Annotated in this window: 23 protein-coding genes and 4 pseudogenes; 17 read left to right on the plus strand and 10 right to left on the minus strand. The window is 60.5% G+C overall.

Features of this window, described 5'->3' with window-relative positions; translation table 11 throughout:
* Positions 1-160 precede the first annotated feature (160 nt).
* The 5 genes from H0241_RS31535 to H0241_RS31555 all read left to right on the plus strand — a co-directional run bounded on the left by H0241_RS31535 (position 161) and on the right by H0241_RS31555 (position 3,352).
* A complete protein-coding gene (locus tag H0241_RS31535) occupies positions 161-364 on the plus strand; it encodes a CsbD family protein (RefSeq protein ID WP_181061667.1) in 204 nt (67 codons plus the stop codon).
* A 5-nt stretch (positions 365-369) separates the two neighbouring features.
* Positions 370-1,197 (plus strand): non-homologous end joining protein Ku, encoded by an 828-nt coding sequence (gene ku / locus H0241_RS31540; RefSeq protein WP_456238140.1) that lies wholly within the window; start codon positions 370-372, stop codon positions 1,195-1,197.
* 468 nt (positions 1,198-1,665) lie between these two features.
* Positions 1,666-1,908 carry a hypothetical protein gene (locus H0241_RS31545; protein WP_181061669.1) on the plus strand — a complete coding sequence of 81 codons (243 nt, stop codon included), beginning with the start codon at positions 1,666-1,668 and terminating at the stop codon, positions 1,906-1,908.
* Between the two features lie 80 nt (positions 1,909-1,988).
* The gene (locus H0241_RS31550) at positions 1,989-2,732 is read left to right on the plus strand and encodes a DUF4142 domain-containing protein (protein ID WP_181061670.1); all 744 of its coding nucleotides are present in this window, start codon (positions 1,989-1,991) and stop codon (positions 2,730-2,732) included.
* Between the two features lie 20 nt (positions 2,733-2,752).
* The gene (locus tag H0241_RS31555; RefSeq protein ID WP_181061671.1) at positions 2,753-3,352 is read left to right on the plus strand and encodes a general stress protein; all 600 of its coding nucleotides are present in this window, start codon (positions 2,753-2,755) and stop codon (positions 3,350-3,352) included.
* Positions 3,353-3,645: 293 nt separating this feature from the next.
* On the opposite strand, the gene H0241_RS31560 is transcribed toward H0241_RS31555, so the two are convergent.
* Both H0241_RS31560 and H0241_RS35930 read right to left on the minus strand, forming a co-directional pair.
* The gene (locus H0241_RS31560; protein WP_181061672.1) at positions 3,646-3,909 is read right to left on the minus strand and encodes a hypothetical protein; all 264 of its coding nucleotides are present in this window, start codon (positions 3,907-3,909) and stop codon (positions 3,646-3,648) included.
* A gap of 700 nt (positions 3,910-4,609) precedes the next feature.
* Positions 4,610-4,819, minus strand: a complete 210-nt coding sequence (locus H0241_RS35930; RefSeq protein WP_235984586.1) for an alpha/beta fold hydrolase — start codon at positions 4,817-4,819, stop codon at positions 4,610-4,612.
* Positions 4,820-4,952: 133 nt separating this feature from the next.
* Between H0241_RS35930 and H0241_RS31570 the strand changes: the two are divergent.
* Positions 4,953-5,587, plus strand: a pseudogene (locus H0241_RS31570) (thiamine pyrophosphate-dependent enzyme); the annotation flags it as partial.
* A gap of 314 nt (positions 5,588-5,901) precedes the next feature.
* On the opposite strand, the gene H0241_RS31575 reads toward H0241_RS31570, so the two are convergent.
* The gene (locus H0241_RS31575) at positions 5,902-6,216 is read right to left on the minus strand and encodes a hypothetical protein (protein ID WP_181061673.1); all 315 of its coding nucleotides are present in this window, start codon (positions 6,214-6,216) and stop codon (positions 5,902-5,904) included.
* Between the two features lie 165 nt (positions 6,217-6,381).
* Between H0241_RS31575 and H0241_RS35935 the strand changes: the two are divergent.
* A pseudogene (locus H0241_RS35935) lies at positions 6,382-6,534 on the plus strand (DUF2934 domain-containing protein); the annotation flags it as partial.
* A 194-nt stretch (positions 6,535-6,728) separates the two neighbouring features.
* Here H0241_RS35935 and H0241_RS31585 read toward each other — a convergent pair.
* The 5 genes and pseudogenes from H0241_RS31585 to H0241_RS31595 form a co-directional block, all read right to left on the minus strand.
* Positions 6,729-7,331 carry a diguanylate cyclase gene (locus tag H0241_RS31585; protein ID WP_181061674.1) on the minus strand — a complete coding sequence of 201 codons (603 nt, stop codon included), beginning with the start codon at positions 7,329-7,331 and terminating at the stop codon, positions 6,729-6,731.
* Complete coding sequence (locus H0241_RS31590) at positions 7,332-7,697, minus strand: response regulator (RefSeq protein ID WP_235984587.1); 366 nt, start codon at positions 7,695-7,697, stop codon at positions 7,332-7,334.
* Between the two features lie 14 nt (positions 7,698-7,711).
* Positions 7,712-8,221 carry a sensor histidine kinase gene (locus H0241_RS35940; protein ID WP_328824925.1) on the minus strand — a complete coding sequence of 170 codons (510 nt, stop codon included), beginning with the start codon at positions 8,219-8,221 and terminating at the stop codon, positions 7,712-7,714.
* Between the two features lie 128 nt (positions 8,222-8,349).
* Positions 8,350-8,466, minus strand: a pseudogene (locus H0241_RS35945) (hypothetical protein); the annotation flags it as partial.
* Positions 8,463-10,040: pseudogene (locus H0241_RS31595) on the minus strand (CheR family methyltransferase); the annotation flags it as partial. The pseudogenes H0241_RS35945 and H0241_RS31595, both read right to left, overlap by 4 nt.
* Between H0241_RS31595 and H0241_RS31600 the strand changes: the two are divergent.
* Positions 9,967-10,389 (plus strand): response regulator, encoded by a 423-nt coding sequence (locus H0241_RS31600; RefSeq protein WP_181061676.1) that lies wholly within the window; start codon positions 9,967-9,969, stop codon positions 10,387-10,389. The pseudogene H0241_RS31595 and the gene H0241_RS31600 overlap by 74 nt on opposite strands.
* Before the next feature lie 72 nt (positions 10,390-10,461).
* On the opposite strand, the gene H0241_RS31605 is transcribed toward H0241_RS31600, so the two are convergent.
* On the minus strand, positions 10,462-10,896 hold the full coding sequence (locus H0241_RS31605; protein WP_181061677.1) for a hypothetical protein: 435 nt from the start codon (positions 10,894-10,896) through the stop codon (positions 10,462-10,464).
* Positions 10,897-11,687: 791 nt separating this feature from the next.
* Between H0241_RS31605 and H0241_RS31610 the strand changes: the two genes are divergently transcribed.
* Positions 11,688-11,864, plus strand: coding sequence for a hypothetical protein (locus H0241_RS31610; protein ID WP_181061678.1), 177 nt, complete (start codon positions 11,688-11,690; stop codon positions 11,862-11,864).
* 11 nt (positions 11,865-11,875) lie between these two features.
* Here H0241_RS31610 and H0241_RS31615 read toward each other — a convergent pair whose 3' ends face one another.
* Positions 11,876-12,460, minus strand: a complete 585-nt coding sequence (locus H0241_RS31615; RefSeq protein ID WP_181061679.1) for a sigma-70 family RNA polymerase sigma factor — start codon at positions 12,458-12,460, stop codon at positions 11,876-11,878.
* A gap of 480 nt (positions 12,461-12,940) precedes the next feature.
* Here H0241_RS31615 and H0241_RS31620 point away from each other — a divergent pair, with 480 nt between their 5' ends.
* Genes H0241_RS31620 through H0241_RS31655 form a run of 8 tightly spaced genes read left to right on the plus strand, consistent with a single transcriptional unit; the run spans position 12,941 to position 21,018 of the window.
* Positions 12,941-15,337 (plus strand): FdhF/YdeP family oxidoreductase, encoded by a 2,397-nt coding sequence (locus tag H0241_RS31620; RefSeq protein WP_181061680.1) that lies wholly within the window; start codon positions 12,941-12,943, stop codon positions 15,335-15,337.
* Between the two features lie 18 nt (positions 15,338-15,355).
* Positions 15,356-15,952, plus strand: coding sequence for a c-type cytochrome (locus H0241_RS31625; RefSeq protein WP_181061681.1), 597 nt, complete (start codon positions 15,356-15,358; stop codon positions 15,950-15,952).
* Positions 15,949-16,941 carry a cytochrome c oxidase subunit II gene (gene coxB / locus H0241_RS31630; RefSeq protein ID WP_181061682.1) on the plus strand — a complete coding sequence of 331 codons (993 nt, stop codon included), beginning with the start codon at positions 15,949-15,951 and terminating at the stop codon, positions 16,939-16,941. The genes H0241_RS31625 and coxB overlap by 4 nt, the downstream gene beginning before the upstream one ends.
* Entirely contained in the window at positions 16,938-18,848 is a 1,911-nt protein-coding gene (gene ctaD / locus H0241_RS31635; RefSeq protein WP_181061683.1) for a cytochrome c oxidase subunit I, read from the plus strand. The genes coxB and ctaD overlap by 4 nt, the downstream gene beginning before the upstream one ends.
* A complete protein-coding gene (locus H0241_RS31640; protein WP_181061684.1) occupies positions 18,845-19,447 on the plus strand; it encodes a cytochrome c oxidase subunit 3 in 603 nt (200 codons plus the stop codon). The genes ctaD and H0241_RS31640 overlap by 4 nt, the downstream gene beginning before the upstream one ends.
* Entirely contained in the window at positions 19,444-19,752 is a 309-nt protein-coding gene (locus H0241_RS31645) for a hypothetical protein (protein ID WP_181061685.1), read from the plus strand. The genes H0241_RS31640 and H0241_RS31645 overlap by 4 nt, the downstream gene beginning before the upstream one ends.
* Positions 19,740-20,609, plus strand: coding sequence for a cytochrome c oxidase assembly protein (locus tag H0241_RS31650; protein ID WP_181061686.1), 870 nt, complete (start codon positions 19,740-19,742; stop codon positions 20,607-20,609). Before H0241_RS31645 ends, H0241_RS31650 begins: the two co-directional genes overlap by 13 nt.
* Positions 20,602-21,018: a c-type cytochrome gene (locus H0241_RS31655; RefSeq protein ID WP_181061687.1), complete on the plus strand. Its 417-nt coding sequence runs from the start codon at positions 20,602-20,604 to the stop codon at positions 21,016-21,018. The genes H0241_RS31650 and H0241_RS31655 overlap by 8 nt, the downstream gene beginning before the upstream one ends.
* Position 21,019: the final 1 nt, after the last annotated feature.

Consider the following 21,019-nt stretch of genomic DNA (forward strand, 5'->3'; position numbering starts at 1 on the left):
GCGCAGTAAGCGCGCATTCATCCGACCCGGGGCCGAACCAGTTGTTGGCACCGTTGTTCCGAAGTGGGATGGGCGCCGGGCGCGACGGGAACTGCCGCCTGTATGGAACCTGTCCAGACTTCCGGCGTTTCAGAAGCTCTGCCATCAGGAGGCCAAAGCCATGGATTGGAACCGCGTTGAAGGAAACTGGAAACAGGTAAAGGGGAAGGTGAAGGAACAGTGGGGCAAGCTCACTGACGACGACCTCGATCGCATTGCCGGCAAGCGAGATCAACTCGAAGGCAAGATTCAGGAGAGATACGGCATCGAGAGGGACCTGGTCCGGCGCGATGTCGATGACTGGTACCGGCAGCAGGGGTGGTAGACTTGGTGGCGCCGCGTGCCGTCTGGAAAGGTTTTTTGAAGGTCGGTTCGGTTGCCTGCAGCGTAAAAATTATCGGCGCCACCAGCGAATCTTCGAAGATCCACTTCAAGATACTCAACCGCGCCGACGGGTTGCCGGTCAAAAGCGCCTATATCGACGAGGAAACGGGTGAAACCGTTGAATTCGAGAACCAAGTGAAAGGCTTTGAGCTCGACAAAGATGATTTCATTCAGGTCGAGCCGGACGAGATAAAAAAATTGAAGCTGACGTCTCAGCACACGCTCGAAGTCGGCGAATTTGTATCGCTGGACGATGTCGATACGCGCTACCTCGAAAAGCCCTATTACCTGATACCGTCGGACGGCGTCGCCGCCGAGCCGTTCGAAGTCATTCGAAAAGCGATGGAAAAGAAGAAGGTGGCCGCGCGGTCATGCGTGGTGCTCTACCAGCGCGGACGAGAAGTGCTCATCCAGCCCTTTGAAAAAGGCATGCTGCTGACCGAACTTCGGACCCCCAACGAGATGACGTCTGAAGGCAGCGTCTTCAAGGACATCAAGAAGACGGACTACGACCCCGAGTTGCTCGAGATCGCCGGCATGCTGATCGACAAGAAGGTCACCAAATTCGATCCGTCCAAATTCGAGGACACCTATGAAGATGCTCTGATCGCGATGATAGATGCGAAACGAAAGGGTAAAGCCCCACCGAAACCCGCGCCGAAGCCGAAAGAAAATGTCGTCAATCTTGCCGAGATTCTCCGCAAGAGCCTAGCACATGAAGGCGGCGGAGCGCCAAAATCCAAGGCTGGTTCATCGAAGCGCAAATCTGCATAGGGTCGCCTGTCCGGTCGGCGGCGAGCTGCTACTGAACGGTGAGCGATACCGCCAGCTGACGACGCATTGGTTTGCCGACGAATTTGCGGCATTAAAGCCTTGAGGTCGGCAACGATGAAGGCTTCGTCCTCCAGAATTAGGGCCAAGGGTTTTCCATGGTTGCCTCCCTTTGGCGAAGCCTCGACAGCCGCTCGCCAATTGCCGGCAGAGCACGGCATTGGCGGCCAGAATCACTTTCAAATCTTTCCGTGGCTGGCGTGAGGAAAAACCACTTTTCGAACCGTGCCTAACAAAGCAACTTCTTGCGGCCTGGCCCCATTAGGCGACCAGATCATCCCGCCGCTGCAACGCATCTTCGCGGACTTCGCGCAAAAAAGCGGGGGGCCATGGATCATTTTGCCGTGTCGCTAGTTAGGCGCCAACATCTCCAAAAGCGTCGGGCCGCAGAACACTGGGCAAGAAGGTCGAATGGGCAAGGTCAAGCTGACATCCGAACACAAGAGACATCAGCGGATAGGTGCGGGAATTGTTTCCGAGGCGAACTATTTTGCCCGCAGGTGCGGCTTGAGCACGGAAGAAGCGGTGGCGCTGATGACCGCGGATCACGGTTCTTACGAAACCCAGATCACCCCGATTAAGAACAAGCGTGGTCGAAAAAGTGCCGCGAAAAACAAACCCCTGCGAGCCGGCAAGCGCAGCCGAACGAAGTAACCCGAAAGAACGGGTTCGCTCGGGAACAAAGCTGACCGCCGGTTGTTCGGCCACCCGATTAAGCAAAGGAGCTTGGAATCATGAACACACGCACATTGCTTGCGCCGCTGACACTCGCCTTGGGTGTGGTGCTCGCCCTGCCCGCGTTCGCGGCCCACGACGCACAGACATTCGTCAACAAGGCAGCCATTGGCGGCCTATTCGAAGTCGAGTCCAGCAAGATCGCGCAGGACAAAGCCAAGGATCAAAAGGTCAAGGACTTCGCCCAGAAGATGATCAGCGATCACGGCGCCGCCAATGCCAAGCTGCAATCGATCGCCGGCGAGCAGAAACTGCAGGTGCCGGGCGAGCCCGACGCGGCACATAAGAGCGACCTGGAAAAGCTGCAGAACACCGGAGATGGCTTCGACCAGCCTTACGTCGAGATGCAGCGCAGCGCGCATACCGATGCCATCACCCTTTTTCAGTCCTACGCCAAGGATGGTGACAATGCGACGCTGAAGGCCTTCGCGGCGGAGACGCTGCCGACGCTCAAGATGCATGAAGAAATGGTCGAGAAAATCGCTTCGGGGATGCCGGCGGCAGCCGATGCCGGGATGCCGGCTGTCAAGTCAGCCTCGAGTCCGAAACCGGCAGGCCCGGTTCCAGGCGCCAACAGCTTCACCGAGACGCAAGCCATGAGCCGTATCCAGAATGCCGGCTACAGCGACGTTTCATCACTCGCCAAGGACGATAACGGCATATGGCGCGGCCAGGCGAAGAAGGACGGCAAGAACACGTCCGTCGCGCTCGACTACCAGGGCAACGTCTTCGGCGGCCAATAACTCAACAAGGAGTGCACGAGATGCAAACAATCACCGCGCTGTTCGACGACTATGAGGACGCGTCAGACGCTGTAAGCGAACTCGAGGCGATGGGCATGCCCATTTCCGACATCAGCATCGTTGCAAACAACGCCGATAGCCGGCACCACAATGTCGCTTCCCCAGCCGCCGAGGACGCAGCCACTGGCGCCGGCATCGGCGCCGTCGTCGGTGGTGCCGGAGGCCTGGCGACCGGCTTGGGTGCGATGGCCATTCCAGGGCTCGGTCCAGTCGTTGCTGCCGGGTGGCTGGCTGCGATGGCCGCCGGCGCAGTCGCCGGCGCCGTGGCCGGCGGTGCGGCCGGCGGCATCATCGGCGGGCTGACCGATGCGGGAGTGCCCGAAAATGACGCGCATGTCTATGCCGAAGGAGTTCGCCGCGGCGGCACGCTGGTGACGGCACGCGTCGACGAGGATGTAGCCCTTCAGGTGCGTGAAATCCTGAGCAGCTCCAGATCCGTCGACATCGGTGAGCGCCGCAGCGAATACGAGGCCGGCGGATGGGCCGCGTTCGACCCCGCTGCCGGAACCTATTCCGTCGACGACATCGAACGCGATGCCGCACGCCGGCGCGGCCTTTGATTTCTGCAGCCAGCGGCCGGCCTTGTCCGGCCGCTACGCCAACCAAGCCGGGGCACGGAATGAAACGCGCGCTGTTGTCGTTCTAATGGCCACGTGATTCTGGTGCTGTGCTACTAGGCTTTCTCTATGGTGGCACTGGCTGGCCGACGTCGCCTCTGAAGCGGGGCACCGGAGTAAAACCAGGGCGGCAACGCGCCACCGGGTATTCGCCGACAGCGGGTATCCACAAGCTTCCGCAAGGCAAGAATGAAATGCCCGGCAATCAATGATCAAACCGGGCACGTGGGTTTCCCTCAATTGCGCTCGACAAATCTGTTGGTAAGGCTGGTGGTGCCGCTCTCCGTCAAATCCTGATGCAGAAAAGCCAAATTGTTTCCGTCCAATATGCGGAAAAACTCATCCCATGCGACAGGCTGTAGCTGCTCGTCATCCTGTCCAAAATCGACCCGGAGAATGGCCCCTTTTCCCGAATCCCGAACCACCGCAGGCCTGCCTTCACGCGCTTCTATCCAGGCTCGGATCACTTCGTGATTTGTGGTTTTCAGTGCTTCGCTCATAGCGTCTCTCCTCGCTGCAATGGTGACTATCCGAAGGAAACCGCGCGCCCATCCTATTGTTCCTGGGCCGCTTGGACCTGGTGGCAGCACACCGACAAAAAGGCCCGTTGCCGAGGGCAACATTCCCGCCTCCTTCAGGATGGCTTGGGTGGATGCCAGGTCCCAACCATCTACAAGGGAGGAATGTTCCCGAACGATTGGCCGATCGCCTAATCTCTCGACGAGCGTCATGCTTTTGCTCTGTGCTCTGCTTCCAACCGGCCGGATTCGCCGCAGCCGTTTTGCTGTGCGAGGCCGGACCGACCGCAGGAAATCATTCGGACTCCTCGTGAACGCTGTCGCATCTTGCGAACGCATTCAGAAATTTTTCGAGCACCTGCTGCACCAGCTCCGGCGCCTCGCGTGTCGGGAAATGTCCGACGCCGGGCAGCAGCTGCCGGTCATAGCCGGCTTTGAAATAGGGCGCTCCTTGCCTCGGAGGATTTGGCGGGCACAACGCGATCATCCTCGCCGTGGAGCAAAAGGGTCGGCACCGCAATGTTTGGGGCTTCTATCTGCTTGCGCGCCAGTTCGGCGTAACGCGGATCGGGTTCGGCCTCGCCCCACCGCACCCGATAGGAATGCAGCGTTGCGTCTGCCCAGTCGCGAAGGCGCGACCGTCTTGTCGCACGCTCTCCTCGCCGCGTTTCGTGGCCATGAACTACTGGTACCAAAAGGCTTTCGCCTGTTCCAAAGGAGGTGTCGGCGGTTTGCCGGGCTGCCATCCGAGCGACATCGCGGCACAGCACGCGAGGCGCTCGGGACGGACCGAGGCGAGCAGATAGGCGATGCGTGCGCCCCAATCGTGGCCTACGACGGCAAACCGCTCAAGCCCGAGCGCGTCGGCGAAATCGAGCGCGTCCTGCGCCATCGCCGCGATCTCACCTGAACTGATTGTTCCATCGGAGAGGAAGGCCGTCGAGCCGAACCCCGTAGCCAGGGCGCGAAGGTGCGAAAGCCGGCCCCGTGCAGGAAAGGCGCAACGTCTGCAAACGCAGTGGCGAGGCGAGCGGCTGGCCGACAACGCCCTGCTTGCCACCGATTCAGGCCAGAACACTGAATTGGCCGCACGACATGTCGACCTGCGCCACGGTCAGGCCTTCGGCGTTTCCGGCGCGCTGGCCTCGATGGCGTGCGGCCTGAGCTATGCGATCGCCGCCGGCATTGCCTTCCCGGGCCGACCCGTCGCTGCGATTGTCGGCGACGGCGGGCTTGCCATGCAGTTGGCGAATTTTCGACGGCTGTCCGCTATCGCATCCCGCTGAAACTTCTGGTCATCAAGAACAACATGTTGAACCAAATTGCCTGGGAGCAAATGATGTTCCTCGGCAACCCGCAATTCGGCTGCGAATTGCAGCCGATCGATTTCGCCAAGGCGGCGGAAGCGATGGGCGGCAAAGGTTTCAGCATCGAACGCGCCGATCAGGTAGAGCAAGTGCTCGACGACGCTTTCGCCACGCAGGGGCCGGTCGTCATCCAAGCGCTGGTAGACGCCTATGAGCCAATGATGCCACCGAAGATGCCGAAGGATTATGCAATAAATTTCCGCAAGGCGTTGCCGGAAACGCCTGGCCACGAGCGCATCGCGGACAATGTCGCTCGCGAGCCGGCCAAGACGATGATGGAGGCCGGCGAATAGGCAGCCGACGCTCCACCGGTGGCGCAGGCATGCCAGGGAGGCATTCCCAAGGAGTAAGGCTGGATCTCGCCTGTGAACGCCGTCGAATGGTCGACATTCATCCCGGCCGGCTCGGCATCGCCGACCGCGAAGTCCTGGCAGCCATGCGGGAGGTGCCGCGCGAAGCTTTCGTCGACCCAGGCCTCGAGTAATTCGCTCCGTTCCCTTGATCGGCGACCACGGCTGGCAGGAAGCCATCGACACAGGACCGGCCGACGCATCCGCGCGCGGGCCTAATGTTGCCGGGGACGACGCGGGCGATCGCCCCCACTTACTCAATCCTTTACATAGGCTCCAGGCTGGCGACCGGTCTTGGGTGCCTTAGCATCCTTGGAATGCTCGGCGATCGATGGACCGGCACCGGAGGTCTTTTGCGTAGCCGCGCTCGGCGTCGCGTGGCCCGGAGGGTTGTGACCGTCTGACTGATGGGTCTTATCCTCGACATCGCCTTGCTTGCGGGTGAGCCCCATTCCGCCAGCGGGCTTTTGGTTGCTTGCCGCATCCTGCGAGAATTGATCGGATGGGTCGGGATCGGTATTGGCAGGGTATTTCCTGGCGCCCGTCTCGCGGCGGTTTTCCTGATCGCTCATGACGTATCTCCGGTTTGGCTTCGATGAATAACAACCCTGCCGCGGCAAGAGCGTTCCGCGCCAAGGCCAGCTTCACGCCGTCGATATCGAACAGGGAGCGTCAAGGAGATCGATCCTGGACAGGAAGAACGCATCAGGCGCCGCGCCCACGAAATCTGAGTACGCGAAGAGCATCCCGAGGGACGCCAGGAGGAACATTGGGACCAGGCGGTGCAGGAGGTCGAATCCGAAGATTCGGAAACCGAGCGCAGTCCGGTCGAGCCTGACCTGACGGTCGGCTTCGACTCCGACCCGGCCATCAACAAACCCGGCGGCTAGAGGCCAGGCGCAGAGCGAAAGAAAAACCAGCCGTGGCTCAAGCTATCTCATGGACAGTGGTTATTTTGGTCGTGGTGGTCAGCATCTGGCTCTGGTTCGATCGCCACAAGGGACGCCCTGATGGCGGCGCCCAGCAACCTGCACCCCATGCGATCGACCAAGGCAGTTAAATCGTCTAGCGCTGCGCGGCAAAGCTAGCGTAGCGTGGTATCGCCGGGTTCGTGCCGCCTTGCCTTTGGCGGCGCCAGTCGGCCTGAATGGGCGCGCCAGCCCCTGACGAATTCCTCCAGATAGAGCAGGAATTCAAACAGCAGGATCACGATCATCACCGTCGCGATATAGCTCACCGGCAATTGCTGCTGTTTCCAGGCGATGTCGTAACGCGCCGGCTCGCTGCCGAAGCCGAACAGCGCTAGGAACTGGCCCCAATGCAGCGAGACGACGCTGATGATGCCCATCAACGGGATCATCTCGAGAAAACTGTGAACGTGCTGTTCGACTGGCCCGACCGTTCGTGCCGAAGTAGCATAGCGAACGTCCCACATTGCCGTTGCCTCATGGATGAAAAAGGCGACGATCATCACGGCTATGACGAGCGCGTTGACCTCGAGGAACATGGCCGCTAGCAATGGCACGCCCACTTCCGCGAACATCAGCAAATGGATGAGCGATTCCTTCGCGCCGGTGGTGGTCTCGATATGCGTCGCGCGGTGGCAGAGCCAGTCGGCAAAGCCGGCGGCCAGCCAGACCGGCAACACGAAATACATCAGGATCAGCACCATCGGATCGGCAAGCATTCACTCGCCTTCCGGTTCCAGCCGTTCCCCGGCAAGCGCCGCGACTGCGGCGCTGAGGCCTTCGGCAGCCACCGGCTTCTGCAACACCGATGCGGTGGCGAATCTGGCGGGGATCTCGGACGTCACGTGACCGGTGACGAAGGCGAAGGGAATACTCTTCTCCTGCAGGGATTCAGCGACCCGGTAACTAGTTTCCCCGTTCAGCTGTATGTCGAGCAGCGCGGCATCGATCTCTTCCTGCGCGATCCGATCGAGAGCCGCCTGCACGGAAGGAACAGGCCCGACGACACGATGGCCTGCGCTTCTCAGGCGCGCAGCGTGGTCCTCGGCGATCAGCCACTCGTCTTCCACGATCAAGATGCGCAATGCGGCTGCCAAACTCAGGTCTTTCGATCGAGCGGAATGGAGATGCTTACTGTCAAACCCGTAGGATCGAAAAAGGTTTCCGCGGTGCCGCCGAGCCGGTACTCGATTTCGCCCTTCACCAGCGAAAGACCAAAGCCGCCATGTTTCGGTTCGACGATGGGCGGCCCGTCAATTTCCCTCCAGGCAAGGCCCAAACACTGATCGCGAACCGACCATCCGATGTCGACTTTGCCGCCCTGTTTGCTGAGGGCGCCGTATTTGGCCGCGTTGGTCGTCAGTTCGTGCATCACCATGCCGAGCGACAACGCTTGCTGCGGCCTAAGCTTGACCGGCGGGCCGGCGATGGAAAAGCGTTGCGGGTCGAAAGGCGCCGCTTCCTGGGTGACCAGTTCCTCGATTGAAACCTCCGTCCAGTTCTCGCGCGACAGCACGCCATAGGCCCGCGACATGGCATGGAGGCGGCCGAGCAGCGCCGTCGCGAACTCTTCTTTGGTCGAAGAGGTCTCGACGGTGCGGTTGGTGATGTGGTGATGACGGCCAGCATGTTCTTGACGCGGTGGTTCAACTCCGAGATCAGCACCTTCTGGTGCTCCTCGGCTTCGGTCAGCGGCGTGACGTCGACCAGCGTCACCACCACGCCCTGGATGCGCGTGCCCTTGTCGCGATACGGAATGAGCCGGACCATGTGGTAATGGCCTTGCGCATCGCGTGCCAGATGGTGAATGATCGGCTCGCCGTTCTCGAAAACCTTCTCGATCTGGCCGCGCATTTCCGGATAGTCGAGTTGCTGGAAAGCTCGGTGAGCGGCCGCCCGACGTCTGATGCGCGCAGATTGAAGAAGGACGAAGCTGCCGGCGTGAAGCTGCGGATCACTAGTTCGCGATCGAGAAACACCGTTGCGATGTCGGTGCTCTCGAACAGGTTCTTCAGGTCGCTGTTGGCGTGGTCGAGCTCGTCGATCTTGCCGGAAAGCTCTGCGTTGATCGTGTTCAGCTCCTCGTTGAGGGACTGCATCTCCTCCTTCGAGGCCTCCAGCTCCTCATTGGTCGACTGCGCCTCCTCATTGACGGAGACCAGCTCCTCATTGGAGGATTTCACCTCTTCCAACGCCGTCTCGTACTCCTCGATAGTCGATTGCAGGCGCTCGCGCGTTTCTCGCAGGTCGCGCTCGAGATGGGCTATGTCATCGGGAGAGCCGCTGCCGCGCTCCGCTTCCGATTTGTCGCGGGACGCCCCCACCGGCTGGAACAGAACGAGGTAGAACGGCTCGCCGCTGCTGCGATCCGGCAGCGGCTCGACGGTTATGGTGACGAGTTGCACGCGATCTTCCTCACCGTCGACGACGACGTTCTCGCGCAGCACGATCTGATGCGTCGTCACGGCTTCGCGCAGCGACGCGCGCAGGTCGAGCCGAAGGCCGCGCCGCGCCATGCCGAGCAGGTTGCGGCTGGGCGCCCCCTGCGGCGGTTCGAGATAACGTCCGGTTCGCGCCGAATAGTAGACGACGTCGCCTTCTGAATTGACCACTACATGCGGCGGTGCGTGGCGTTCGAGGACCTGGGATTCAACGGATTGCCTCAGCGGATAACCGGCAATCTCGCCTATCCGGCCTTGTCGCCCATCGGACAGGAATGGTACGCCCCGGCCGCTTTCGCTGACCAGCAACGGGAGACGCGACTTCGGCAAGACGTCCTCGCGCGCCCTGAAGACGCGCTGCTTCTTGTCGACGGTCACGAACAGATCCGTGTGCTGGCCGAGGCTTTCGGAGGTGCCGAGGAAGAGATAGCCGGAGGGCTTCAGCGCATAGTGAAAGATCGGGATGACCCGGTTTTGGATATCGGGGCCGAAATAGATCAGGAGATTGCGGCACGAGACCATGTCCATGCGCGAAAAGGGCGGGTCCTTGATAACGCTGTGCGGCGAGAAGATGCACAGTTCGCGCACTTCGCTGCTCAGCACGAAGCTCTCGCTTTCATTGGTGAAGAACCGCTGCCGACGCTCGGCGGAGACACCATCGTGCATGCTGACGGGATAGCGTGCCGAGCGCGCGACCGTGAGTGCGGGCTCGTCGATGTCCGTGGCGAAGATCTGTATCCTCGGTACGGCCGACAATGTGTCCATATGCTCGCGCAATAGCATGCCGATGGAATAAACTTCCTCGCCGGTGGCGCAGCCCGGCACCCAGATCCTGATCGTATCGGACGCGGTCTTGCCCTCGGTCGCTACCGTCGCCCAGGCGCAATCCCTGGTCGAGCGTGCCGACGCGGCCGTGTTGGACATCGACCTCAACGGCGCATCTGTGTTCCCGATCGCCGATCGCCTTTCGGAGCGCGGCATTCCCATCGTCTTCTTCAGCGCCTACGACCGGAACGTCATTCCCTCCCGGCTCGACCATGTCGCCAACCTGATGAAGCCGATCGACCGGCGGAAAATCATCGCGGCGCTTTTTCCCGACAACGACCGGCAGGAGCCCTGGGACGAACCGCTTAATGTGATGGCACTGCTGCCGAAATTTCGGCTGGCGGCGCGCCTGATGCTGCCGGATGCCGGCGCTGCCGACCGGTTGGTCGAAATGGCGCTGGAACTCGCTATTCGCGAAGTTGCCGACCGCCCTGATGAAATATCCACAGAGCAATGGTTGAACTCCATCCTGAAACGGATCGCAAGCGGTTCTGCCGCTTTGCTCCATTGAGTGTCAGCCAGGTCGCGCAGCCAACGCAATCCTCCGACCGGAGCGGCATACTTCAAGCGCAAGCGTTATATTTCAGTGTGGCATGAATCCTTTTCTCAACCAGGCCAATATCTTGCTCCCATTGATAATCCTGCGGACACGTCCGGCGGCCCAGCCAGCCTGCATGGTGGCCCCGGCATGGCAACTGCAGACGATCTCATGCAACTGCCAATCGGAGAGTTCGAAGAAGCGTGTGGCTTCCCCGTAGGTGTCCGATTGCATACCCGACGCACGCAGCAGCGGATCGTCGAAGGCGACAGTGATTGCAGATTCGGCGGCTCGCGCTTCTCCGCGGACAGAGGGATGCAAATGCTCGGTGCCGGTGAGAGCGACAAGGCAGCGCTTCGGATTTCGGTCGAGCAGTTCCGCCCACCGCTCTATCCGTTGCGCCCTTGTAGCCATCAGAGCTGGCGATAGCGGACTGATGTCCGCGACTGACTGGAGTTGATCGAGTGTCTGGTGCTTCATGACTGCCTCCTGTTGGTCGTTCCAATCCCTTAGCCCTTTGGCTGCAGGGTGGGCTCACGCGCACGCCCGCTTCGTAAAGGAGCCGCGGCCGATTAGGTGTTGCTACCGATCATGCACAGGCACCACGCGGCACCTGCAGCGACACCAAACTGTATTCCTTCGCCAATGTTCCAGCGGGATGAAAAAACTGTGTGGCCGACCGATCCGACGGACCGGCTGGCGCGCGGGATCGGGATGATCTGCCCGATGGGAACATCCTGGTCCGGCCGCGGTTTGGAGAGCCCCGCCGCCGCAGGAGCATCATCATGAACGTTGAACGTACCCCCGCCGAAAACAGAGGCGACATCCCGTCCACGACAGAGGACAAGACGCCGGGGTTCGACCCGGCGGCGGCGCCTCAGGAAACCGATGCCGAAGCTGCAGACACCGCACCGTGCCGGTGCCTGCCGCGACAGGCACGCCGGCTTTTGCCAATCAGGCAAGCTTCGCCAATGCGATGCGGTCGCCGGACGATGAGCGCACCCCACCCCGACCAAAGCCGGCCCGGTGCTGTGCATTGTCGCGCTCGTCGCCTTTGCGGCCGTCGTTTTCGTTTTCGCTGCGATGCTGGGGCGATAGGAAGCGTTAGCGATCCCGCGCTTGCGCCACGCCCACAAGGCGGCTCGGCAACGAGGCTGCGTCGTAATCGCGCCGGCACAGATCGGCCCTGTTGCCGACAGCGCATTTGCAAACGCCGCCCGTCTGTGGTGACAGTGGCGCGAAGAGACTTTCATTTGTTAAGAGAAAACACCATGTCTCGCACCGGCCCACCCAATCTCGCTTCCCAGGCCAGCCTGGGCGTGGATCGCGAGATTGCATCCTTGTTGAGTGCTATCGAGCACGAGAAGGTTCCTGATCGCCTGACGCAACTCGCAATCGAATTGCAAAATGAACTTATCCAAAAGCGGCGGCACGAAACAACGAATTGACATCCATCCGGTTACCTCCCTCCGCCCGGTTCCGAATCCCAGTGATTCTCAGCCAGCGGATGACATCTCTCCACCAATGCTTGCGATGATGTCTCTCCCAGAAACTCCAGCACGCCGGCCCGCGCACGATTGAGCCGACTTTTTACGGTTCCGACCGCGCAGCCGCAAATATCGGCCGTCTCTTCATAGCTGACACCGAGCACGCCGATCAGCATCAGCACCTCGCGCTGGTGTTCCGGGAGCTTTTGGATCGCTTGGTGAACTTCCCTGCTCTGGACGGACCAGTCTTGTGACGCTTCCGACACTGGACGGCTGGAGGCGCAGTCGAGCAGACCGGGCGCCTCTCGCGCCGCAGCCTTGATGCGCGTGTAGTGCGTGTTGCGCATGATGGTGAAAAGCCAGGATTTCATGCGCGTTCCCGGCGTAAATTTGTCGAGATTGGCAAGACCTTTGGCCAGGGTCTCCTGGACGAGGTCATCGGCATCGTCCGGCACGCGGCAGAATGTGCGCGCAAAGGCGCGCAATGCCGGAATGAGATCGACGACAGAAAGGCTGTCGGCTTGGTGGCTCGCGGTTGCTTGATCTGTGGGTAACAATGTCTGGCCCCGGCAAAAGCAGGTTGGATGCAGATGACGAGGAATGCACGAAAATGGGGAACGTTCCTCCCCGACACAAACTCAGTTCAGAGTCCGCCGACCGGACCGCAACGCGACCGGCATGCGAAGAATTCTTCCCCCTCGACTGATCCTGTCAAACCATTCCACTGTGCCGAGGAGATGCTGCCCACAGGAATGCAGAACTATCATGCGACCGGGAAGTTCTTGCCGCCGCGTCGAAGCAGAAGGTGCGCGGCATCGCCGTAAAAGCTTGATCCAAACCGAACGGCCTTCCGCGTGGAACCGTCAGCCGGGTTCCAAGTTCTACATTCCGTGGAAACGTTGACTGATCCGCATCTGGCCCATCATGTCTTGGCCGGCTTTAGTGGCCGGCGGTGGAAAAGGGCGCGAAGCTTGGCGATTGGGGCAGCATGAAACAGCGAGACGGCAGCGAATCTCGCTTGGGCAAACGAGGCAGCAATGACTTCGAAAACAATAACGCCGACCGTCAAGCCGTATGAAGGCCCTGCCGGCGGCTGGGACTCGGCGAAATCCGTAGCCGGTGTGCTCTTTAAAGAACACGTCCCCTTGAAGGGAAGCAGGTTGCTTTCGACGCAAAACAAGCCCGAAGGATACATGTGTGTGAGTTGCGCTTGGGCCAAACCGGCCCAGCCGCACCCGCTGGAATTCTGCGAGAACGGCGCCAAGGCAACGGCCTGGGAGACCACTTCACGACGCGCTGACTCGGCTTTCTTCAGCGGGCACACGCTAGGCGAGCTCGAGCAATGGGCGGACCACGATCTTGAGGAGAAAGGCCGCCTAACGCATCCCATGCGTTGGGACGCTGCCAGCGATAAATATGTCCCCGTCGCGTGGTCGGATGCATTCCAAGAAATTGGCAGGGAGTTGCGTGCGCTGGACCCGCATCAAGTCGACCTTTACACCTCCGGGCGCGCGTCGCTCGAGGCGAGCTATATCTACCAGTTGTTTGCGCGCATGTACGGCAGCAACAACATGCCCGACAGTTCGAACATGTGCCATGAAAGCTCTTCAGTGGCGCTTCCCGAGAGCATCGGCGCATCTGTCGGCACCGCGATTTTGTCCGATTTCGAAAACACCGACTGTATTTTCTACATTGCCCAGAATGTAGGAACGTCTTCGCCGCGTCTTCTCCACGACCTCCAGGATGCCATCAACCGAGGCGTGAAGATTGTTACCTTCAACCTGCTGCGGGAGCGCGGACTGGAGCGCTTCGTTAACCCGCAATCGCCCGTCCAGATGCTGACCGGGAAAGAGACACCGATTTCGTCGGAATATTATCAAGTCAAAAATGGCGGCGATATCGCAGCATTGTTCGGCGTCTGCAAGGCGCTCATCGAGGCTGACGACGTTCTGAAGGCTTCCGGTCAGAACCCTGTGGCCGGACGGGATGCGACGCCAAAAGACCCGGACAATGCCGCCATGATTGCTTTTGCGGCATCGATGGCATCGGCTGACAAGAAGCACGTTCTTGATCACGATTTCATCAAGGAACACACGACCGGCTTCGAGGAATTCGCAGCCGCCGCGCGCGCCCATCAATGGAACGAGCTTGAGCATGTATCGGGGCTGACACGTGCCGAAATGAAGAAGGCCGCTGCAACTTATGCCAACTCCAACGCAGTGATGATGGTTTACGGCATGGGCCTGACACAGCACCTCATGGGCGTCGAAAACGTTCACATGGTCTGCAACCTGGCCCTTCTGCGCGGCAACATCGGCAAACCCGGAGCGAACATCTGCGCCGTGCGCGGCCATTCCAACGTGCAGGGTCAGCGAACCGTCGGGATTACCGAAAAACCCGGTCTTGCGCCGCTGGACAAGCTATCCGAACTCTATGATTTTGAGCCGCCGCGATGGACGGGCCGATCGACGGTCGAAACGTGCGAAGCGATAATGAGCGGCCAATCCCGCGCCTTCGTCAGCCTTGGCGGCAACTTCCTGAGAGCGGTGCCGGACACCGCCGCCATGGAAGCGGGATGGCGCAAATTGCGTCTAAGCGTGCAGATAGCCACCAAACTCAATCGCAGCCACGTCTTGCATGGAGAAGTGGCATATCTGCTGCCGTGCCTTGGCCGCATCGAACTCGATCAGCAGACGAGCGGACCACAGGCCGTATCCGTGGAAAGCTCGATCGCTCATTTCCACGGCTCACGCGGCAAGGCGAAACCGGCAAGCCCAGAGCTTCTTTCTGAACCCGCTATTATTGCCGGCATTGCCAAGGCTACGCTCGGGCAGACGAAGATTCCATGGGACGCCTGGGTTGGCAATTACGCCGAGATCCGCAATGCCATTGAGCGGACCTACCCCGAAACCTTCAAGGATTTCAACGAACGGCTTTTTAAACCGGGCGGTTTCGCACGACCGCTGCCAGCGCGCGAACGCAAATGGGTAACGAAAACCGGAAAGGCGAACTTCATTACGCCGGGCAAGCTTTTTCCCGACTTTTCAACCGCCGACAGATCGGATGTCCTGCATCTTGCGACGCTGCGATCAAACGACCAATTCAACACCACCATCTACGGCTACAGCGACCGCTTCCGTGGTGTTGAAGGGACACGTCGGATTGTGTTCATGAATGGAGAAGACATCGCGCGACTGGGCTTTGTCGACGGTGAAATCGTCGACATGACGACGGCAATCGATGACAACAGCGTCCGCAACGTCGGCGGTCTCAGGATCGTGCAGTACAACATTCCCAAGGGCTGCTGCGCGGCGTACTATCCCGAGACAAATCCGCTGTTTCCCTTGGCTCACCACGACCCGAAGTCGAAGACCCCTTCCTACAAGCTTTTGCCAGTGCGTCTTAGCCGATCAACCCTGACTCAGGATGATTGAACCCTTTGTAGGCGAATGATGAAGAGGGAGATTAGCCACTCGAATGTCGCCTTTGCGGCTGCGGCCATAGCGATTGGCATTACGAGCGCCGCCCTGGGATGGCTTCGCGAGCCTCGAGAGCTTCGGTTAGATCCGCCTGTTGCATCTGGTCTTGACGGGCTTCGGCTGATGCCAAACGGCATCAGCGGAACGCCGCCCGAGAGCTACTTTGCATTGGGCAAGCCCTACGAAACGGACGCCTACAATCTCAGCCAGGGAAAGCGTCTTTACGCCTGGTTCGGCTGCCCAGCGTGCCATGGTGACGGTCGCGGCGGCGCAGGTCCGTCATTCCTGGATGGCTGGTGGCTCTACGGACCTGAGATCGTTTCCATAGTTGCGTCCATCCGCGACGGCCGGCCGCATGGCATGCCCCCCTTTCGCGACCGGATGACGATCGAGCAGATATGGCAGCTTGCGGGCTATGTTCAAACGATTGGCGCCTATACTCCTAAAGTCGCGGCGCCCGGTCGCGACGATGACAAACAGACCCGCCCGGCCGAAAATCGCGGGCCTGCAAAAATCCTCTTCGACCAGGGGCCGGTGGGGGTTCATCCCGACCAGGGGCCGTCACCTTGAAAGCCGCGCGCGTCGTTGCGTTGGGGCTTGGTGCCATCGCGTGCGGCTGCAGCGGAAACCAGTCCGCGCTTCACCCCTACGGCGCTCCCGCCATCCATGTGGAACACCTGATCGTCGGCATCGTTGCGCTGTGCACGGTGGTCTGGGTCCTGGTGATGGCCACCCTCGGTGCCGCGCTGTGGCGCAGACGACAGAAAAAGGTCGAGACCGAAATCTCGCAACAGTGGCTGACCATGACCGTGACCGCGGCGCTCGCTCTGACAGTGATCCTCATTGCCGGCATGACGATTGCGAGTTTCTACACCACTCGCGCCATTGGCCTTCCAGCGAAAGCCGCTTTGACGATTACGCTTAAGGCGCAGCAATGGTGGTGGCAGGTCACCTACGCCGGTTCCGCCGCAATGCCGGGGTTTCAGACTGCCAATGAAATTCACATCCCGGTCGGCCAGGATGTTCAGATTCTGCTTGAAAGTGCGGATGTCATTCACTCGTTTTGGGTGCCCAGCCTTGCCGGCAAGCAGGATCTCGTTCCGGGCCGGTCCAACAGCCTGCTGCTGCGGGCCGAAAAGCCAGGCGTCTACCGGGGCCAGTGCGCTGAGTTCTGCGGCCTGCAGCACAGCCATATGGCGGTGCTGGTCATCGCCGAGGCGCCCGCCGACTATACACGCTGGGCCGTGTCGCAAAGTGCCGATGCGATCATGCCGGCCGGTCCCGACGCCGCCGCCGGGCGGACGGCTTTCCTGGCAAAACCGTGCGCCGCCTGCCATACCGTCCGCGGAACGGCCGCCACCGGCACCTCCGGGCCTGACCTTACCCATGTCGGGAGCCGTCAGACCATCGCGGCCGGGCTCGTGGAGACCACGCGCGGTTCGCTGGCCGCCTGGATCGCCGATCCGCAAACGCTAAAGCCCGGAAACAACATGCCGATGGTGCCGCTGACCAGCTTCGAGCTCCAGGATATCTCCGCCTATATGGAGAGCCTGAAATGACCCGCTCGAAGGATGGTGAGCTCAGGGACACGGCATTGAGCGACAGGGAGCTCAAGCGCGCCCTCGCCGTGACCTGGTCAGCGCCGCCGGGCCTGTGGGGCGCACTGTCGACGGTCGATCACAAGGTGATCGGCCGGCGCTATGTGGCGACAGCTTTTGTCTTCCTGGCGCTTGGAGGGGTGCTGTCGATGCTGATGCGGCTGCAGCTGGCACAGCCTGAAGCGAGGTTCATCGGCCCGGACCGCTACAACCAGATCTTCACCATGCACGGATCGAACATGATGTTCCTGTTCGCCGTCCCTGTCATGCAGGCGATGGCCATCTATTTCGTGCCGTTGATGGTGGGCACTCGCAACATCGCATTCCCGCGCCTCAACGCTTTTTCTTACTGGATCTACCTCGCCGGCGGCTTGCTGTTGTGGATAGCCTTCGTCGTCGACACCGGCCCGGACGTCGGATGGTTTGCCTACGTACCCCTGTCGGGACCGCAATATGGCGCCGGGAAGCGCGCCGATGTCTGGGCACAGATGATCACCTTCACCGAGGTCTCCGCGCTCGCCATCGCCGTTGAAATCGTCGTGACCGTGTTCAAGCAGCGCGCGCCGGGAATGTCGCTGGACAGGCTCCCGCTGTTCGTCTGGTCTATGGTGGTGACATCGTTTCTTGTCATCATGGCCATGCCGGCGATCATGATCGCAAGCACCAGCCTTATCCTCGATCGGCTTGTCGGCACACATTTCTTCAATCCTGCCGAAGGCGGCGACGCGTTGCTATGGCAGCATCTGTTCTGGTTCTTCGGTCACCCCGAGGTCTACATCATCTTCCTGCCGGCGGTGGGCATGGTATCGACCATTGTCGCAACGTTCACGGGCCGTCCTGTGTTTGGCTATCTGGCCACGGTGATGGCTTTGATCGCGACGGGTATCCTGGCCTTCGGCCTATGGGTGCATCATATGTTCGTCGCCGGCCTGCCACGGCTGGGAGAAAGTTTTTTTACCGCATCCAGCATGGCTATCGCCGTTCCGGCGGGGCTGCAGATATTCTGCTGGCTCGCCACGATCTGGGCCGGCAGGCCGGTGTTCAAGACACCGTTTCTGTTTGTTATCGGGTTCATGGTGATTTTCGTCATTGGCGGCCTGACCGGTGTCATGGTGGCATCGGTTCCGTTCGACACCCAAGTCCACGACACCTATTTCGTTGTCGCCCATTTTCATTATGTCCTGGTCGGCGGTGCGGTTTTTCCGCTGCTTGGCGCGATCTACTACTGGTTCCCGAAGCTGACGGGCCGCACGATGAGCGAACCCTTCGGCCGCTGGGTGTTCGGCCTGATCTTTGTCGGCTTCAACCTGACCTTTTTCCCAATGCATATTCTTGGGCTGCAGGGCATGCCACGTCGAATCTATACCTACCAGCCCGAGATGCCTTGGTCTGGGCTCAACATGTTCATCAGCCTCAGCGCGATTATCCTCGCCGCTGGTTTCCTCTTGTTTTTCATCGATGCCATTCGTAGCGCAAGGTCAGGCGCCGTCGCGACAGCAAACCCCTGGGGCGCCTCGACGCTTGAATGGGCGACGGCGTCGCCGCCGCCACCTTACAATTTTGCCCGGCTGCCCGTCGTCGACAGCCGCGAACCGCTGTGGACTGAACCCGCAGAGCTACGCGTCGCTGCCGGGCTGGGAGTCGACCGTCGAGAGCTGTTGATCACGAGCGTCGCCGAAGCCGTTCCGGAGGCCCGAGAGTCGTCGGTCGGCAATTCGATCTGGCCGCTCTTGGCGGCCCTCGCCACCACCGTAGCGCTGGTCTGGTCCATATTCAGCCCGTGGGCGGTCGTCTGGGGTTCCATTCCCGTCGCGGTCTCACTCATTGGCTGGTTCTGGCCAAAGGGCGTGCCGGAGGACGAGTCATGAAAGCAAACACCGTCCTTGACCTAACGAAGCTTCCCGCGCACGGCCTTGGCACTGTAAGCCCGTCATGGTGGGGAACGCTCGCCTTCATGCTCATCGAAGGGACAGGCTTTGCTCTCACGATCGTGATCTATCTTTACCTGATGAGCCTGGCGCCGCGATGGCCTTTGGGCACAACGCCGCCAGATCTGCTCGCCGGTACAACGCTGACAGTCCTTTTGCTGGCGAGTCTCGTTCCCAACATCCTGGTGGGACGCTGGGCGCGCGGACAGGATTTGCGAAAGGTCCGCCTCGGCTTGATCGTCATGGCCGCGCTCGGCATAGCTCCGCTGATCCTGCGTGCCTTCGAGTTTCCGGCGATGCATATCAAGTGGGATCAAAATGCCTACGGCTCAATTGTATGGTTCATGCTGGGTCTTCACACCACCCACATTTTGACCGACGTGATCGAGACGTTGGTTCTGACGTGCCTGATGTTTTCCCGGCATGGCGACACACCGCGCCGTTTCGGCGACGTCACCGACAATGCGATGTACTGGAACTTCGTGGTTGCAACGTGGTTGCCTATGTACGCCTGCCTTTACTGGATACCACGGCTTTGAGAACAAGATGGCTGCAATGGATCGGACTTGGTGTCGCGCCGCTTGCCTGGGCGCTCAGCACCGAGCTTAGCCAGATCACACCCTATATTGACTGCCGACAGAATATTCCCTGGAGCGCCGTGTTCTGTGGCGCCACCCTTTTTGTTTCGGTCGCCGGCATTGCTGCAGCACGCGCGGTGTCCCCGGGCCGGGTTCAGACCAAGCGCTTTGTCGTTGATGTGGGATTTCTGATCGCGTTGGCTTTTGTCTTTGCGCTGTTGTTGCAGGAGGCGGCCACGATGCTGCTGGATGCATGCCAACGCTGATCTGCGCCCTGCTCATGGCTGGGCCGGCAATGGCGCATGTTGACGACGATCATGGCCTGGAGCCTGCATGGACGTTCGATCCATGGATTGCAGTGCCGCTTGGGACGCTGGCTGTTCTGTATTGCGTGGGGATGGGCAGGCTGGCTCGGCGCAGCAGACGACCAGGCGGCATGCGCGAAGGCATTTGCCTTTACAGCGCCGGAATCCTGACGCTGGGGGGCGCGCTGCTGTGGCCGCTTCACGAGCTTGGCAAACACCTTTTTACATTTCATATGATCGAGCACGAGATCGTCATGGCTGTGTCGGCGCCCTTGATCGTGCTGGCCCGGCCGATTGGCATCCTGCTGTGGGGACTGCCCGGCACGGCCCGTCAGGTCGCGGGATTGCTGATGCGCGCGCCTTCGATGCGCAGGCTGTGGGACGGGTGCACGGGTGCGACGAGCGCAACCATCCTCCATGGTGTAGCGATCTGGGCATGGCACGTGCCCATTCTGTTCGACGCCGCGGTGACAATTCCTGCGCTGCATCGTTTGCAGCATCTCAGTTTCCTCGTCACGGCAATATTGTTCTGGTGGGCACTTGTTTGGCGAAGTGATTATGGTTCGTCAGCCTGGCATCTGTTTTTGACAATGGTCCACACAAGCATTCTTGGCGCGTTGATGGCGCTTGCTCCCCGCGTTTTGTACAGCGCGCAGACACAAACCGCGATGGCTTGGGGCTTGACGCCGCTGGAAGACCAACAACTGGCAGGCATGATCATGTGGGTTCCTGCTGGCACCATCTATGCATCTGCGGCACTAACGATGCTGGCGCTTTGGATCAGAGGCTCGAGCGGCAGAAAGGCGCAGAATGGCTAATCGGCTCGCATCGGCCCCCGGTCGGGTCGCCTTGACGATGGTGCTCGTTGTCGGAGCCTCCGCCGCGTTCGTCACGGCCAGTGTCGTACGTGACAAGCATACCAAGGCCGCCACTGCCAGGATGATGACCGGAGGCGATCCAGACCGGGCGCCGGCGATCTTTCGCCGTTATGGCTGCTCCGGATGTCACACAATCTCCGGCATTCCCGGGGCGGACGGTCAGGCTGGCGCGCCACTAACGGAACTGTCGAAGCGCGTCTATATCGCTGGTGTCCTAGAAAACCGTCCCGACAATCTGGTCGCCTGGATCGTTTCGCCGCGCAGCTTCTCCCCGCAGACGGCGATGCCGCAATCCGGGATTTCCGAACAGGAAGCCAGAGATCTTGCAGCTTACCTCTATGCCCAGTGAG

This window comes from Mesorhizobium neociceri, assembly GCF_013520985.1.
GTDB lineage: Bacteria > Pseudomonadota > Alphaproteobacteria > Rhizobiales > Rhizobiaceae > Mesorhizobium > Mesorhizobium neociceri.

Excerpts from the sequence above, each read along its gene's own strand:
- H0241_RS31640 (WP_181061684.1), top strand. The coding sequence starts at position 18,845 with ATGAAAGCAAACACCGTCCTTGACCTAACGAAGCTTCCCGCGCACGGC.
- H0241_RS35930 (WP_235984586.1), bottom strand. The coding sequence starts at position 4,819 with ATGGCGCAGGACGCGCTCGATTTCGCCGACGCGCTCGGGCTTGAGCGG.
- H0241_RS31555 (WP_181061671.1), top strand. The coding sequence starts at position 2,753 with ATGCAAACAATCACCGCGCTGTTCGACGACTATGAGGACGCGTCAGAC.
- H0241_RS31620 (WP_181061680.1), top strand. The coding sequence starts at position 12,941 with ATGACTTCGAAAACAATAACGCCGACCGTCAAGCCGTATGAAGGCCCT.
- ctaD (WP_181061683.1), top strand. The coding sequence starts at position 16,938 with ATGACCCGCTCGAAGGATGGTGAGCTCAGGGACACGGCATTGAGCGAC.
- H0241_RS31575 (WP_181061673.1), bottom strand. The coding sequence starts at position 6,216 with ATGAGCGATCAGGAAAACCGCCGCGAGACGGGCGCCAGGAAATACCCT.
- H0241_RS31625 (WP_181061681.1), top strand. The coding sequence starts at position 15,356 with ATGAAGAGGGAGATTAGCCACTCGAATGTCGCCTTTGCGGCTGCGGCC.
- H0241_RS31535 (WP_181061667.1), top strand. The coding sequence starts at position 161 with ATGGATTGGAACCGCGTTGAAGGAAACTGGAAACAGGTAAAGGGGAAG.
- H0241_RS31585 (WP_181061674.1), bottom strand. The coding sequence starts at position 7,331 with ATGCTTGCCGATCCGATGGTGCTGATCCTGATGTATTTCGTGTTGCCG.
- H0241_RS31650 (WP_181061686.1), top strand. The coding sequence starts at position 19,740 with ATGCCAACGCTGATCTGCGCCCTGCTCATGGCTGGGCCGGCAATGGCG.
- H0241_RS31545 (WP_181061669.1), top strand. The coding sequence starts at position 1,666 with ATGGGCAAGGTCAAGCTGACATCCGAACACAAGAGACATCAGCGGATA.
- H0241_RS31610 (WP_181061678.1), top strand. The coding sequence starts at position 11,688 with ATGTCTCGCACCGGCCCACCCAATCTCGCTTCCCAGGCCAGCCTGGGC.
- H0241_RS31605 (WP_181061677.1), bottom strand. The coding sequence starts at position 10,896 with ATGAAGCACCAGACACTCGATCAACTCCAGTCAGTCGCGGACATCAGT.
- H0241_RS31550 (WP_181061670.1), top strand. The coding sequence starts at position 1,989 with ATGAACACACGCACATTGCTTGCGCCGCTGACACTCGCCTTGGGTGTG.
- H0241_RS31560 (WP_181061672.1), bottom strand. The coding sequence starts at position 3,909 with ATGAGCGAAGCACTGAAAACCACAAATCACGAAGTGATCCGAGCCTGG.
- H0241_RS31655 (WP_181061687.1), top strand. The coding sequence starts at position 20,602 with ATGGCTAATCGGCTCGCATCGGCCCCCGGTCGGGTCGCCTTGACGATG.